Genomic DNA, 14,630 nt, shown 5'->3' with positions numbered 1-14,630 from the left:
GCCCTGCTGCTGGCCGGCTACGGCCGTGCGCGCCGCACCCGGCGGGCCCGCAACCGTACGACTCCGGGCCGGGTCAGAACAGGCTCAGCAACGCCTCCGCCGGGTCGGTGAGCCGGGTGTCGTCGCCCGGCAGGGGCAGCTCGAACCAGACCGTCTTGCCGTGCGGCGTACGGCGTGAGCCCCAGGCCGCGCTGAGCAGGCCGACCAGTTGCAGGCCCCGGCCGCCCTCGTCGGTGTCGCGGGCGCGGCGCCTGCGGGGCTGGACCAGGCCCGAGTCCCAGACCTCGCAGACCAGGGTGCGGTCGAGGAGGAGCCGGAGCCTGATCTCGCCCTCGCCGTACCTGAGGGCGTTGGTGACCAGTTCGCTGACGAGCAGTTCCGTGGTGTCGACCAGCGGTTCCATGTCCCAGTCGAGCAGCTTGGCGCGGGCCAGTTCGCGGGCCCGGCCGACGCTGCGCGGCTCGCGGGGCAGGGTCCAGTCGCCGACGGACTCGCTGGGCAGCCCCTGGACGCGGGCCATGAGCAGGGCGATGTCGTCCTCGCCGTGGTGGCTGCCGAGGGTGTTGAGGACCTGGTCGCAGACGTCCTCCAGGGGGCGGGCGGGGTCGGTGAGCGCGCCGACGAAGGCCTGGAGCCCCTCGTCGAGGGGGTGGTCGCGGCTCTCGACCAGGCCGTCGGTGTAGAGGGCGAGCAGGGCGCCCTCGGGCAGTTCGACCTCCACCTCCTCGAAGGGCTCCCCGCCGACGCCGAGCGGCAGGCCCGGCGGTACGTCCAGCATCAGCGCGGGCTCGCCGGGCTCGACGAGGACGGGCGGCAGGTGGCCGGCGTTGGCGAAGGTGCAGCGCCGGGTCACGGAGTCGTAGACGGCGTAGACGCAGGTCGCCAGGTAGACCTCGGAGAGGTCGGCCTCGCGGGGGCGGCGGGCGGCCCGGGTGGCCTGCTGGACGCCTCCGGGCGCGCCGAGACCGCGGGCGATCTCGTCGAGCTGGGAGAGCACTTCGGCCGGTTCGAGGTCGAGTCCGGCGAGAGTGCGGACGGCGGTGCGGAGTTCGCCCATGGCGACGGCGGCGCGCAGGCCGCGGCCCATGACGTCGCCGACGACCAGCGCGGTGCGGTGGCCGGGCAGTTCGATGACGTCGAACCAGTCGCCGCCGACCTCGCTGGGCCGGCCGGTGGCCGCGTTGCCGGGCAGGTAGCGGCAGGCGATGTCGAGGCCGGACGCCTCGGGGTCGCCGGGCGGGAGCAGGGACCGTTGCAGTATCAGCGCGCGTTCGTGCTCGCGCCGGTAGAGGCGGGCGTTGTCGATGCAGACGGCGGCGCGCGCGGCGAGTTCCACGGCGAGGTCGCGGTCCCGGTCGCCGAACGGCTCGCTGCCCTTGGCGCGGGCGAACTGGGCGAGCCCCACGACGGTGTCGTGGGCGACCATCGGGACGGCGAGCGTGGACTGCACGAGACCGCCGTCCTCGGCGGGGACCGTGCGCGGCCGGGCGGTGCGCAAGGCGTCCGCGCAGGGCGAGTTGAACGGGTAGTGGTGGACGGCACCGAGCTTGACCCGCTCACCGGTGCCGTGGAAGGGCACCTCGGAGACGGCGCTGGAGAAGGCGACGCGGCGCAGTTCCGCGCTGCCGTCGGCGAGGCCCGGCGGGGTCTCGTCGCCCACCAGCAGGCCCTGGTAGAGGTCGACGGTGGCCAGGTCGCAGAAGCCGGGGACGACGACGTCGAGGAGTTCGCGGGCGGTGGTCTCCAGGTCGAGGGAGTTGCCGATGCGGGCGCCCGCCTCGTTGAGGAGGGCGAGGTTGCGCCGGGCGGCGGCGGCCTCGCGGGCGGCCTCGCGGCGGGCGGTGACGTCGGTGCCGAGCCAGGCGACGCCGATGGGACGGCCGGAACCGCTGTGCACGCGGTAGAGGTTGACCGACCAGTGGCGGCGGTCCTCGGTGCCCGGCGTGAAGCCGGTGACGTGCATGTCGGTGATGGATTCGCCGGTCTCCAGCACCCGGCGCAGGGTGGCGGAGACCCGGTCGGCCTCGGCGCGCGGCAGGTAGTCGTGGACGCCCTTGCCCCGGTGGGCGTCCGGTGTGCCGCCGAAGACGGAGGCGAACCGCTCGTTGGCGCGGCGCACCCTGAGGTCCGGGTCGATCAGGAGGAAGCCGAACGGAGACTGGCCGAATATGGCCTGCGAGGCGGCGAGGTCGGTCTCGATGCTGCGCAGCACGCGGACGTCGACGACGATGCAGACGGCGGCCTTCTCCCCGTCCTCCGTCCGCGTCGGCATGACGTACACCTCGGCGAGCCCGCGTTGTCCGCGGCGGCCGCCGTCTCCGGCGCGGCCGTCCGGCACCCGGAAGGGGACCACGCCGGTCCACTCCCGCCCGTCGAGGATCTCGGCCATCTTGCGCTGGCCCCGCTCCCGCAGGTCGGGGTCGATGAAGGCCTCGATGGGGTCGGTGCCGACGGCCTGCTCGGCCCGGATGCCGAGCAGTTGCTCGGCGCGCAGGCTCCACTGGTCGACGAGACCGTCGGGGCCGATGGAGAAGGACGCGACCTTGATGTAGTCGTAGATGGAGCCGGGCGGGCTGCTCTGCCACACCGCGTCACCGAACGGCCCGCCGTCCGACGGGCCCTCGGACCCCGTGGCCCTCGCTGGTATCTCGCTCACGCGAACCGTCCCCTCCAGCTCACCGCGTCCGGCACCGGTCACCGGCAGCGGCTGCCCGCAGTATCCAGCACTACGGCGCCGCACGGCACGGTGTTCACGATCACAGCACGGTCCCGATGGTTTTCGGTCCGGACCGTGACAACACTTCCAGTCTTCTAACCAGCGGACACGGCATCGAATCACCCAGTTCGACAACTGCCACTGGCCTGAACCGGTTGGTGGGCGGAAAACGGAGCGTCACCCGGTCGTTCGGTACCCCGGGCCGTTCGGTCACCCGGGCACGGCGAGTTCGAACCAGACCGTCTTGCCCGCCTCTCCGGGCCGGGTCCCCCAGCGGCGCGCGGAGGAGGCCACGAGTTGCAGGCCGCGGCCGTCCTCGTCGCCGGGCCGGGCGACGCGGGCGCGGGGCGGGTCCGGAAGCGGGTCGGAGACCTCCACCAGCAGGACCCCGTCCGGCCCGGCCCGGTGGCGCACCAGGCGGACGCCGATGGGCCCGGTGGCGTGCCGCAGGGCGTTGGTGACCAGCTCGCTGACCAGGAGGGCGGCGACGTCACCGAGGTCGTCGAGGCCCCATGCGCGAAGGGTGCCGCGGACGCGGGAGCGGGCGGTCCGCACGGCGTCCGGTGCCGCGGGAAAGACCCACTCGGCACAGCCGTCCTCGCTGTCGATCACGCCGATCACTTCCCCGGCCGGCGACCCCCACTCATGTCCGGTTTCGTGGGGTTAATGGGCACATACCCGATTCACGGGCGCCGGTACCGTCGGAGAGGGCGCACAGTTGCACTCACGGCGTACGAGGCGCTCGCACCGGGCCGTTCTCACGCGCCGCGCGCGTCCGGTGCCCCCAGTCCGAGGTGGGCGAGCGCCCGCTCGACGGCCGGTACGTCCTGGTCGAGCCACGGCACGTCCCAGACCTCGGCGGGGGTGAGCCAGCGCAGGTCGTCGTGGTCCTCGAGCGGTACGGGGGCCGCGGAACCGGGGAGCAGACGCGCGGTCCACACGTGCAGCACGAACGGGGCTCGCAGGGGCCACTGCCCCGGGACCCGTTCACCGGGCTCCGCCGTCACACCCAGCTCCTCGCGCAGCTCGCGCACGAGGGCCGCCTCCGGCGCCTCGCCCGCCTCGACCTTGCCGCCGGGAAGCTCCCAGCGTCCGGCCAGCTCGGCCGGTGCGCTGCGGCGCGCGGCGAGCAGGCGCCCGCCGTCGACCAGGGCGGCGCCCACCACGATCCGTTCCGTCATGTGCGGGAGCCTACGGCTCTTTCCGGGGCGGTCAGTCCGCCGAGCCCGTGCCGCCCGCGCCGAGCTTCTCGACCCAGTAGAGCTGCTGATGGCCGCGACCGTCGAGGGTGTCCGCGATCCTCTGGGCCTCGGCCCGGGTCGCGTACCTGCCCACGCGGTAGCGGTTGCCGTTGTCGTCCTGCCGGAAGACCAGCCAGGGAAGAGTGCCCGTGCCGTCGTTCATCGCGCCCCTCCACTTCCCGTCCACGGCCGGCGCCGTGCCCCGCCTGCTAAGGAAACCGCAGTCCGCATATGCCCGAGCCTACGCCTAACCTTCACGCAGCGAATACGGCTTTACACAAAGAGGTACCCAACCGGCCAGATTGGAGGGAGCGCACAATTCGGAGTGCGCCGGGCACGCGCCGATGCTTCGGGTCGGAGCCATGCCGAGCACGCGGAGACGACCTGCGGGAACGGCCGGATCGCCGCATCACGCGGACGCCGGCGAGGGGCGGGACGCCTGCGCGGACACGGAAAAGGGGCGCGGGAGGCGCACGAGAGGCGTGCGCCATCTCACACCACCGGGGACGCGCGAAGTCCCCCGGCGGCGCCGCTACTTGACGGGCAAGTGGTACGCCACCCGGTAACGGTCGGCGGGGACCACCACGTCGGCCGTCTCGACGGCCCGGCCCGAGGCGTAGAAGGTGCGCTGGACGACCAGCACCACGTGCCCGGGGACGCCGCCGAGCGCGAGCAGCTCCTCGGCGAGGCCGGGGCGGGCGCCGACCTCCTCCGTCACGTTGTCGACGACCACGTCGATGGCGGCCATCCGCTCGACCACGCCCATGCCGCCGAGCGGCCCCTCCTCGGGCAGCATCACCGGTGTGCGGCCGGTGAGGTCCAGCGGCTCCCAGGAGGTGGAGAGCATCATGGCCTCGCCGCCGTCCCGGAAGACGTACCGCGTGCACATCACCCGGTCCCCGGGTTTGATCCCGAGCCGCTCGGCGACGGCGCCGCTCGCCTCGGCCTGCTCGCTGCGCGACTCCCACGTGCCACGCGCCTCACCGTCGGCCTGCTCCTGCCTGAAGGGCGTGGCACCGCCCGCCGGCCGGAACCCGGACCGGGCGACGCGCCGGGGCACCGGCCGCTCCCGCACATACGTCCCGGAGCCGGAGCGGCCCTCGACCAGCCCCTCGGCCATCAGCACCTTGCGCGCCTCGAGCGCGACGGTGTCCGAGACGCCGTACTCCTCGCGGATGCGCGCCTGTGACGGAAGGCGGGTGTGGGGCGGCAGCAGTCCGTCGGTGATCTTCTTGCGGAGATCACCCGCGACGCGGAGATACGCCGGCTGCTCACCGAATGTCACTGGCCGCTCCCATCAGGTTGTACAGACAGCAACAGCGTGGCAACCGTAGGTTGTGCCAGGCAAGCAAAGGCCAGAGAATCACTCGAAGTGATGACTTGTGCCGTCGGAGGGCTTTACGCAGGCACTTTCTCCCCGCTATAGCCGCCGTCACACCTCCTTGCCGGGGCTCTCTCCCCCGCCGTCACCGGACTCGTCGTAGACCGGCGGCGTGGTGTCCAGGCCCAGGGACTCGCGAGCGGTCACCGTGCTGTCGCCCTCGATGAGCGAGAGGGCCTTGTCGAGGTGGAGGTAGTACGTGCCGGCGTCGGCCGCCCCGGAGGCGAGGCCGAACTCCTCCCGGGCGGTCTCCAGGTCCTCGACCAGGCCGGCGACCGGCTGCTCGGCGCCGGCGTGCCAGCTGTGCCCGCGAAGCATCCCGGTCTCCCGTTCGAGCGCCGCCGACATGCGCGCCGCCCAGTGCTTGTATCCCGCGAGGTCCTGCTCGACCGCCCGGGTCACGGGCATTTCGTCCATCGCCAGGTTGAGCTGGGACTCCGCCGACAGATAGGTGTGCTGGTCGGGGTCGAGCGTCGTACCGTCGTTGCGCAGGGAGCCGGTCAGCGTGCCCCGCTCGTCCGTGCTCCCGAACAGGCAGGTGACCTCCCGGTCGCCGCCGCGCCAGCTCCGCGCGGTCGGCGTCAGGTAGTACACGTCCACGTCGGCCGGCAGGGCCCAGCGGTCCATGGCGTAGGAGTCCTGGAGGGCGTAGCACCGTTCGTCGGCGACCCGGGTGATCTCCGCGTCGCCGGGGTAGGCGCCGCCCGGCAGGTCGAAGGCGGCGAACACCTCGCCGTCGTGCTCCCGCGCGCACGGCACCTGGTCGACGTCGTACGTCACCCCTTGAAGGGAGCCGCTGGGGGTGGTGAAGCACTCGCCCTTCTCGAGCGCGTACGCGGTGCCCTCGCCCCGCGCGGCGTCCCGGAAGCCGTCCCAGAAGTCGGCGGCGGCACCAGTGGAGAGCGTCACCGCCCACAGGACCAGCCCCACGGAGGACAGCACGGAACCGGCCACCGCGAAGCCCTTGCCCCGCTCGCCCCGCTTCCTGATGCGGGCCAGCGCGACCAGGCCCAGCACCAGCCCGACCGCGGGCACGCAGCACAGGACGCCCAGCACGAACGCGGCGATGGCGAAGCCGTTGACGGGCGGCTGCCGGGGGTGGGCCCCGTAGGGCTGGCCCCAGGCTCCGCCCGGGTACTGCGGCTGGCGCGGCGGGTACGCGTACGGGCCCTGGTGGTACCGCTGCTGCGGGTACTGCCCCTGGGAGAAGGGATCTTGGGGGCCGGGCGGCGGCGGTATGGACACGTGTACCGTGCTCCTGTTTCGGGCGGTGACGCTGAGGCGCCGCGAGGCTGGGGGCGGGCCTCCCTCGGGTGGCCGGCCGATCACTGAGCGCATGGTAAGCGCGCGGAGGGCGGGGACTGCATGCGGGTGAGGAGCACGACGGTCCGGGCGGTGAACGGGCTCACGGCACGCTGGGCGGCCGGCACCGGCGGGGGCACGGTGTTCTCGGCGGTGGGCGTGTGGCCCCTGCTGGCCCTGCTCGCCGACGGCGCGGCGGGCGCGGCCCGGTCGGAGCTGGAGGAGGCGGTGGGCGTGCCCGCCGGCCGGGCGGCCCCGGCGGCCCGCGAACTGCTCACCGGCCTCGGCTCCGTACGCGGCCTGGAGAGCGCCCTGGGACTGTGGACCAAGCGCACGCTCGAGCTGCGCGAGCGGTGGGAGGCCGGGCTGCCCGCCGACGCGCACGGCGTGCTCACCGGTGACGCGGAGGCCGACGGGGCGGCGCTGGACGCCTGGGCGGCGAAACGCACGGGCGGGCTGATCGAGCGCATGCCGGTGCGGACGACGCGGGACACCGAGATGGTGCTGGCGAGCGCGCTGGCGCTGCGCACCCGGTGGCTGAAACCCTTCGACGAAGGGTCGCTCACCCCGGAGAGCGGCCCCTGGGAGGGGCGTGAGCTGGCGGGCCTGTGGCGCCGCAGCGCCCTGCTCGACCGGATCGGCGTGGCGGACACGCCGGCCGGCCACGTCACCGAGCTGAAGGTACTGGGCGACACCGCGGTGGACGTCCATCTGCTGCTCGGCGAGGAGGGCATGACGCCCGGACAGGTGCTCGGGGCGGGGATCGGCGTCCTCGCGCGCCGGCACCCGGTGACGCCGGGTTCACGTCTGCCGTACGGGGACGCGGGCCCGGGGGTCGAGGTCGTGCGGGAGCGCACGATGGAGCCCGAGCCGCCGGCGCTGGACGTGACGCTGCCGCCGTACGCGGTCACGTCCGAGCACGACCTGCTGGATGGCCCGGAGCTGTTCGGACTGACGACGGCCGTGCGGCGCGTGCCCGGTCACTTCCCCGGCGTCAGCTCGTACCCGCTGTGTGTCGAGTCGGCCCGGCAGGCCGCGCTGGCCCGGTTCGGCGCCCGGGGGTTCGAGGCCGCCGCGGTCACGGCGATGGGCGCGGCGGGCGCCGGGATGCCCGAGCTGCGCTGGCTGCACACCACCGTACAGGCCGTCTTCGACCGCCCCTTCGGCTTCCTCGCCGTCCACCGGCACACGCGCCTCGTCCTCGCGGCGGGCTGGGTCACCGACCCGGAGCCGTTCCGCGAGGACGAGGATCAATACTGACCGGAGGTCAGAACTGCAGGGCCCAGGCGTCGATCCGTCCGGTGTCCCACGACGCGTTGTCGCTGACGCGCAGCTTCCACGTGCCGTTGGCGCTCTCCGAGGAGGCGTTGACGGTGTACGTGGTGTTGATGTCGTTGGCGCTGCCGCCGGTGCCGTACGCCTTGAGCGTGTACGCCGTGCCGTCCGGGGCGACCAGTTGGACCCGGAGGTCGCCGATGTAGCTGTGGACGATGTTCACGTCGACGGAGAGCGCGGAGGGGGCGTTGCCCGAGACCCCGGAGACCGTCACCGGGGACTCGACGGTGGCGTGGTCCCGGATGGTGTAGTCACCGGTGTTCTCGAAGCGGTCGCCGGTGGGCGGGGGCGTGGTGCCGCCGTCGCCGACGTTCAGCAGCCGGTTGGGCGAGCCGCTGCCCGGGTCCGAGACGACGCCGCTGGTGGCGGCGGACGTCAGCGCGGAGGCGACCTGGGCGGGGGTGGCCGAGGGGTTGTCGGCCAGGTGCAGGGCGGCGGCCCCGGCGACGTGCGGGCTCGCCATGGACGTACCGGAGATGGTGTTGGTGGCCGAGTCGCCGCTGTTCCAGGCCGAGGTGATGGACGAGCCGGGCGCGAACAGGTCGAGGACCGAGCCGTAGTTGGAGTAGTAGGCGCGGGCGTCGCTCGAGGTGGTGGCGCCGACCGTGATCGCCTCCGTCACCCGGGCCGGGGACTTGGTGGAGGCGTTGGTGGACTCGTTGCCGGCCGCGACGACGAAGGTGACGCCGGAGGAGATGGCGTTGCGGACGGCCGTGTCCAGGGCGCTGTCGGCGCCACCGCCGAGGGACATGTTGGCGACGGCGGGCTTCACGGCGTTGCGGGCGACCCAGTCGATGCCGGCGACGACCTGCGCGGTGGTGCCGGAACCGGAGTTGTCGAGGACCCGGACGCCGACGATGTCGGCCTGCTTGGCGACGCCGTACGCACCGCCCGCGACGGTTCCGGCGACGTGGGTGCCGTGGCCGTGGCCGTCCTGGGCGGTGTTGTCGTTGTCGATGGCGTCGTAGCCGTAGGAGGCGCGGCCGCCGAAGTCGTTGTGGGTGATGCGGACGCCGGTGTCGATGACGTACGCCGTCACGCCCTGTCCGGCGCTGTCCGGGTAGGTGTAGGAGTCGTCCAGCGGGAGGTTCCGCTGGTCGATGCGGTCCAGGCCCCAGGAGGGCGGGTTGGGCTGGGTGCCGGTGACGTGGAAGGTGCGGTTCTGGACGACGGAGGCGACGGCCGGGTCGGCGGCGAGACGTTTCGCCTCCGTCTCCGAGGCCTCGACCGCGTAGCCGTTGAGGGCCTTGGTGTAGGTGCGCTCGATGTCGGCGCCGTACTTCTTCGCGACGGCGCGGCCCTCGGCGGAACCGGACCTCGCCTCGTCGGCCTTCAGGGTCACGATGTAGCTGCCGGCGACCGCGTTCGCCGCGCCCTGGTACTGGATGCGGCCCTCCGCGGCGGCCGGGGCGGCACCCGCGGGGAGCGCGGAAACGAGGCTCGCGGCGAGGGCCGCGGTGGCCGCGGCGCTGACGGCGGCCAGTCTTCGCCGGGTGGTGCGGTGGGGGTCGTGACGCAGCACTGCCATGTGAGGGGTCCTCCTCGGTGGGGGTGGTGCATGGTGGGGTTCGTGCACGCCGAGCAGGCCGCCCGCGGGACACGGACAGGACACGGGTAAGTCATGCCCATGACAACGCGAGGCGGCTTTTGTGCGTCAGCCGAAAGATTGAGGCTTCCAGAGGAATTACACAAGGGCCCTGCACGGATGTGCGGGCCCTTGGCCGTTTGAGCGGGCCGCCTCACGCCCCCTCTTGCTGACCCGCCGTTCAGTCCCCGAAGGCGGTGGCCCGGGCGCGCTTCTCCCACGCCTCGACGTCCTCTCGGACCTGGTCGAGATGGCCGAGAACCGCGCTGACGCCGTCGTCGCCGAGGGGCAGGCGCAAGGGGGTGCGCTCGGCCGCCAGGGCCGCGAGGACGAGGGCCGCCGCCTTGGCGGGGTCGCCCGGCTGGTTCCCGTCGCCGCCGGCGACGAGCCCGCGGGTTTCGGCCACCTTGGCGTACACGCCGCTGTCCGCGCTCATCCCGGCGCTGCCGGCCCCGAACAGTCCGGTCCGGAAGGCCCCCGGCTCGACGATCAGCACCTTGATACCGAACTCCCGCACCTCGTCCGCGAGCCCCTCGGACATCCCCTCCAGCGCGAACTTCGTCCCGCTGTACGCCGAGAAGCCCGCGAAGGACAGCTGCCCGCCCATGCTGCTCATCTGCACGATGGCCCCCGAGCGCCGCTCCCGCATATGCGGCAGCACGGCCCGGGTCAGCGCGGCCGGCCCGAAGACGTGCACGTCGAACAGGGCGCGCAGTTCGTCCTCGCCGGTCTCCTCGAAGGCACCGACGTGCGTGCGACCCGCGTTGTTGACCAGGACGTCGATCCGCCCGTGCCGCGCGACCACGTCCCGCACCGCGTCACCCGCGGCGGCCGTGTCGGCGACGTCCAGGTGCAGCGCCTCCATCTGGTCGGGGTGCGCGGCCACGAGGCCGTCGAGCGCCTCGGGCCGGCGCGCCGCACCGACGACCACGTCGCCGTCGGCGAGGGCCGCCTCGGCGATCGCCCTCCCGAAGCCGCTGCTGGCACCGGTGATCAGCCACACCTTGTTCATGCCGACTCCCTCGTCCTCGCCTCTGCGTCCGTATCGTCAACTACCTTTCCCAACAGCTGGGTTGCGGGTCCAAGACCCGTGGTGATAGCCAGCGGTTATGACGACGACGGACGTACACGTGCGGGAGTTGCGGTACTTCGTGGCGGTGGCCGAGGACCTGCACTTCACGCGGGCGGCCGAGCGGCTGTACGTGTCCCAGCCCGCGCTGAGCAAACAGGTCCGGGCGCTGGAGAGGCAGTTGGGCACTGACCTGTTCCGGCGTGGGCCGCGGGGCGTGACGCTCACCGGGGCGGGCGCTGCCCTGCTGCCGCACGCTCGTCAGGTGCTCGCCGAGTGGGCCGCGGGCGCGGCGGCCCTGGACGCCGTGCTGGCCGAACGGCGCGGCACGCTGACCGTCGGCATGAGCACCAGCCCGGGGCGCGGAGGCCTGCTGCCCGCGATCCGTTCCCGCTTCACGGCCGCCCACCCCGACACGGTCGTCCGGCTGCGGCAGATGAGCTGGGAGGACCCGACGGCCGGGCTGGCCGACGAGACGTCCGACCTCGCCTACGTGTGGCTCCCGCTGCCCGGGGCCGACCGCTACGCGTGGACCGTGGTCGCCGAGGAACCGCGCCTGGTCGCCCTCCCCGACACCCACCCCCTGACCGCCCGCCCGGAGGTCGACTTCGCCGACCTGGCCGACGAGCCGTTCCTCGCCCTGCCGCCGGAGGCGGGCGTCCTGCGCGACTTCTGGCTGGCGCTGGACGAACGGCGCGCACTGGGCGGCCCCGCGGCGGTCCCACCGCGCGTCGGCGCGGAGATCGCCGGTACGGAGGAGACGTACGAGGCCCTCGTCGCCGGCCTCGGCGTTTGCTTCGTGGCCACGGGCAACGCCCCGCTGATCACCCTGGGCGGCGTGACCACCCGTCCGGTCCGCGGCCTGAGCCCCAGCCGCTACGCCCTGGCCTGGCGCCGGCGCGACGAGGGGCGGGCGCTGGTGCGGGGGTACGCGGAGGCCTGCCGGCGGGTGGTGGAGCAGGGGTGACGCGGGAGACGACGTCCCCGCTCAGCCGCCGCCGCGCACATGCGCCCGTACCCCTTGCAGCCCAAAGAGGACGAGCAGTTCGACCGCGCCACCGTCGGCGCTGCCCAGCCAGTGCGGCAGGGAGGTGTCGAACTCGGCCGCCTCACCGGGCGACAGGGTCAGATCCCGCTCCCCGACCAGCAACCGCAGCCGGCCGCTGAGCACGTAGAGCCATTCGAAGCCCTCGTGGGTCTGCGGGGTCGGTTCGAGCGGTGCCGGGCGGCTCGGAATGATCATTTTGAAGGCCTGCGTGCCGCCCGGCCGCCGGGACAACGGCACGAAGACCATCCCGAACCGCCGGATCGGCTTCAGGTGGATCCGGGGATCGCCGGTGCGCGGGGCGCCCACGAGGTCGTCCAGCGGGACGTCGTAGATCCTGGCCAGCGGCAGCAGCAGTTCCAGGGTCGCCCGGCGCTGTCCGCTCTCCAGCCGGGACAGGGTGCTCTCGGACACGCCGGTCGCCGCCGAGAGGTGGGCGAGGGTGATGCCCCGCTCCCGGCGCAGGGCACGCAGACGCGGGCCCACGGCATCGAGTACGTCGTCCGTTCCGGCGTCGCCCATGGGGCCAGCTTGCCACAACGGCAAGTTCGCGTGCCGGGATCCGGGGCGGGTGGTGAGACTGGCCGCGTCTCCTCCCCCCTGCCCCCGCCTTCTCCCTCCCTCTCTTCTCCCCTTCCTCCCTTCCTCCCTTCCTCCCTTTCTTCCCTTCTCCCTTTCTTCCCTTCCATCCTTCCGAAGGAGTTCCGATGAGCGCGACGGACGCGATCGCCTTCTGGGACGGCCTGTACGCGGCCCGCCCGACGGCCACCGACCCCCGCCCCAACGCCCGGCTCGTCGAGACCATCGCGGACCTGCCGCCCGGCGAGGTGCTGGACCTCGGCTGCGGCGACGGCGGCGACGCGCTGTGGCTCGCCCGCCGCGGCTGGCGCGTCACCGCCGTCGACATCTCACCGGTGGCGGCCGAGCGGCTGGCCGGACGGGCCCGCGCACACGGTCTCGGCGACCTGATCGACGCCGCACCGCACGACCTGCGCACCTCCTTCCCCGGGGGCCGCTTCGACCTGATCTGCGCGCACTACCTCCACACCCCCTTCGAGCTCGACCGGCCGGCGGTCCTGCGCACGGCCGCGCACGCCCTGCGCCCCGGCGGGCGACTGCTGGTCGTCGACCACGGCTCGACCGCGCCGTGGTCGTGGGACCAGGACCCGGACGCCCGGTACCCCACCGCGCGGGAGGTCGCGGCGGACCTCGGTCTCGACCCGGCGACGTGGCCGGTAGAGCGGGCGGACGCACCGCGGAGGACCGCGACCGGCCCGGGCGGACGCACCGCGGAGGTCATCGACCACGTCCTGATCGTCCGCCGCGACGGCTGACGCGTACGCCCCGCCGCCCGCCCCGCAAGGAGGCCACCATGCCCAGCACGCCCCGTCCCGCCAGCCGCCGGGACACCCCTCCGCCCCGCACCGGCAGCAGCGAGGCCGAGACCCTGCGCGGGTTCCTCGACTACCTCCGGGACTCGATCGCCGCCAAGGTCGACGGCGCCCCGGAACCGCGGGTCCGCACGGCCGCGGTGCCGTCCGGCACGAATCTGCTCGGGCTGCTCAACCACCTGACCCATGTCGAGCGCGCGGTCTTCCTCGGGGCGGAGGTGCGGGACTGGCCGGCGACGTTCCGCGCGGCGCCGGACGACACCGTGGCCGAGGTCGTCGCCCGCTACCGGGAGACCGTCGAGCACGCGAACCGGGCACTCGACACGTGCGCCGACCTCGGCGCACCGCTCCCCCGCCCACGCCCGGGCCGCCCCGCCCCCAGCGTCCGCTGGGCCCTCACCCACCTGATCGAGGAAACCGGCCGCCACGCGGGCCACGCGGACATCCTGCGCGAACTGATCGACGGGACGACGGGACGGTGACTGCGCGGCTACGGCACGGTACCCACGTCGGCCGCCCGCGACATGCCGACGTTCGCCTGGGGAAGTTCCCGCGCCGGGTGACGGAGGGCGGCCGGCTCCCGGCACGGCGCTGGACGGGGTGGCGGCGTACCTGAGCTAGTGAGAGGGTGCGGTTTCCTTGATACCGCTGTTCACGGGTGTCCGACCTGCACCCGGAGAGGTGATCCATGCCGTCCCGGCACCCCGCGGAAGTCGGCCACGGCCACGTGGTCGAGACCTACGTGACGAGGACGTACGGCGGCCTCCCGCGCTATTTCGTCCTGAATGCCGGGCGGTTCCTGGGCCCCCGGTGGTGGTGGCACACCGCACGCTTCACCCGGCACCTGATCGCTGACGCCGCCGCGATCAACGACGAGGAACTGGAAGCCCTGCTCGGGTACGAATGGCGCTCGCGTCTCACCGCCGGCTGGCTGATCGGCGTCGACCGCCGCGAACGGTTCCGAGCACGCGTCGGCGACCTGCTCCTGGCCAGCGAGGTCTGCTACTCCGGCGGCGCCTACTGCTTCGCCCTGGCCCGATTCGGCACCCACGCCGACGCCGAGATCCTCACCGCCTACCTCGACCGCTACCTCCCCCGCACCGACCTCCACTACGACCAGCCCGCCGCCCTGGGCGCCCTCCTCCGCCTCGACGCCCTCCTCGGTACCCGCCAGGCCGACCGCTTCACGGAGCCCGACGGCCTCTGGGACGAGTGGACCAAAGGTGTGGGACGCCTCGGTTACCCTGCCCGCACCCCCACCGAGCAGCGCCGCCGGACGGACCTCGCATGCGACTTCGCCAACGGCTGGACCCTGCCCTAGCCCGCACGACACGCCGCTCCCCCACGTGCTGACCGAAGTCAGCTCGCTGCGGACTCCGGTACGCACCGCAGAGGCCTCCCAACCCACTCCCTCGCAGGTCAGACGGCCTCTCGCCGGACGTGTCAGACGTTGAAGCGGAATGTCTGGCGCCAGATCCTGACCTGCGGCGGAGCCCCGCGCAGGGGACTTACCTGGGGTTTCCTGGTTGGCGTGCGTTGGCTCCCGACGGCCGTTTACGGGTGTC

The 14,630-nt window shown here is 73.4% G+C and carries 14 protein-coding genes; 5 read left to right on the top strand and 9 right to left on the bottom strand.

Features of this window, described 5'->3' with window-relative positions; genetic code table 11:
- Positions 1-73: 73 nt before the first annotated feature.
- The 6 genes from M6G08_RS13665 to M6G08_RS13640 form a co-directional block, all read right to left on the bottom strand.
- Positions 74-2,656 carry a SpoIIE family protein phosphatase gene (locus M6G08_RS13665; RefSeq protein WP_272587432.1) on the bottom strand — a complete coding sequence of 861 codons (2,583 nt, stop codon included), beginning with the start codon at positions 2,654-2,656 and terminating at the stop codon, positions 74-76.
- 270 nt (positions 2,657-2,926) lie between these two features.
- Positions 2,927-3,337 (bottom strand): ATP-binding protein, encoded by a 411-nt coding sequence (locus tag M6G08_RS13660; protein ID WP_272587431.1) that lies wholly within the window; start codon positions 3,335-3,337, stop codon positions 2,927-2,929.
- 137 nt (positions 3,338-3,474) lie between these two features.
- Positions 3,475-3,897: a (deoxy)nucleoside triphosphate pyrophosphohydrolase gene (locus M6G08_RS13655; RefSeq protein ID WP_272587430.1), complete on the bottom strand. Its 423-nt coding sequence runs from the start codon at positions 3,895-3,897 to the stop codon at positions 3,475-3,477.
- Between the two features lie 31 nt (positions 3,898-3,928).
- Complete coding sequence (locus tag M6G08_RS13650) at positions 3,929-4,120, bottom strand: SPOR domain-containing protein (protein ID WP_272587429.1); 192 nt, start codon at positions 4,118-4,120, stop codon at positions 3,929-3,931.
- 369 nt (positions 4,121-4,489) lie between these two features.
- Entirely contained in the window at positions 4,490-5,242 is a 753-nt protein-coding gene (locus tag M6G08_RS13645; protein ID WP_217246606.1) for a GntR family transcriptional regulator, read from the bottom strand.
- 147 nt (positions 5,243-5,389) lie between these two features.
- Complete coding sequence (locus M6G08_RS13640) at positions 5,390-6,583, bottom strand: DUF4190 domain-containing protein (RefSeq protein WP_272587428.1); 1,194 nt, start codon at positions 6,581-6,583, stop codon at positions 5,390-5,392.
- 120 nt (positions 6,584-6,703) lie between these two features.
- Here M6G08_RS13640 and M6G08_RS13635 point away from each other — a divergent pair, with 120 nt between their 5' ends.
- A complete protein-coding gene (locus tag M6G08_RS13635) occupies positions 6,704-7,900 on the top strand; it encodes a serpin family protein (protein WP_272587427.1) in 1,197 nt (398 codons plus the stop codon).
- 7 nt (positions 7,901-7,907) lie between these two features.
- Here M6G08_RS13635 and M6G08_RS13630 read toward each other — a convergent pair whose 3' ends face one another.
- Positions 7,908-9,503, bottom strand: coding sequence for a S8 family peptidase (locus M6G08_RS13630; RefSeq protein WP_272587426.1), 1,596 nt, complete (start codon positions 9,501-9,503; stop codon positions 7,908-7,910).
- A 238-nt stretch (positions 9,504-9,741) separates the two neighbouring features.
- Positions 9,742-10,572: an oxidoreductase gene (locus tag M6G08_RS13625; RefSeq protein ID WP_272587425.1), complete on the bottom strand. Its 831-nt coding sequence runs from the start codon at positions 10,570-10,572 to the stop codon at positions 9,742-9,744.
- A gap of 97 nt (positions 10,573-10,669) precedes the next feature.
- Here M6G08_RS13625 and M6G08_RS13620 point away from each other — a divergent pair, with 97 nt between their 5' ends.
- Positions 10,670-11,596 carry a LysR family transcriptional regulator gene (locus M6G08_RS13620; protein WP_272587424.1) on the top strand — a complete coding sequence of 309 codons (927 nt, stop codon included), beginning with the start codon at positions 10,670-10,672 and terminating at the stop codon, positions 11,594-11,596.
- Between the two features lie 21 nt (positions 11,597-11,617).
- Here the strand turns inward: M6G08_RS13620 and M6G08_RS13615 are convergent, their stop codons facing one another.
- A complete protein-coding gene (locus M6G08_RS13615; protein WP_272587423.1) occupies positions 11,618-12,196 on the bottom strand; it encodes a helix-turn-helix domain-containing protein in 579 nt (192 codons plus the stop codon).
- Between the two features lie 185 nt (positions 12,197-12,381).
- On the opposite strand from M6G08_RS13615, the gene M6G08_RS13610 reads away from it, so the two are divergent.
- The 3 genes from M6G08_RS13610 to M6G08_RS13600 all read left to right on the top strand — a co-directional run bounded on the left by M6G08_RS13610 (position 12,382) and on the right by M6G08_RS13600 (position 14,386).
- Positions 12,382-13,008: a class I SAM-dependent methyltransferase gene (locus M6G08_RS13610; RefSeq protein WP_272587422.1), complete on the top strand. Its 627-nt coding sequence runs from the start codon at positions 12,382-12,384 to the stop codon at positions 13,006-13,008.
- A gap of 38 nt (positions 13,009-13,046) precedes the next feature.
- Positions 13,047-13,547, top strand: a complete 501-nt coding sequence (locus M6G08_RS13605; RefSeq protein WP_272587421.1) for a DinB family protein — start codon at positions 13,047-13,049, stop codon at positions 13,545-13,547.
- A gap of 206 nt (positions 13,548-13,753) precedes the next feature.
- Complete coding sequence (locus M6G08_RS13600; protein WP_272587420.1) at positions 13,754-14,386, top strand: DUF6000 family protein; 633 nt, start codon at positions 13,754-13,756, stop codon at positions 14,384-14,386.
- Positions 14,387-14,630 lie beyond the last annotated feature (244 nt).

It is taken from the genome of Streptomyces sp. M92, assembly GCF_028473745.1.
In the GTDB taxonomy this organism is placed as follows: domain Bacteria; phylum Actinomycetota; class Actinomycetes; order Streptomycetales; family Streptomycetaceae; genus Streptomyces.
The sequence above is the reverse complement of the archived record's forward strand: the minus strand, read 5'-3'. Positions and strand labels throughout refer to the sequence as shown.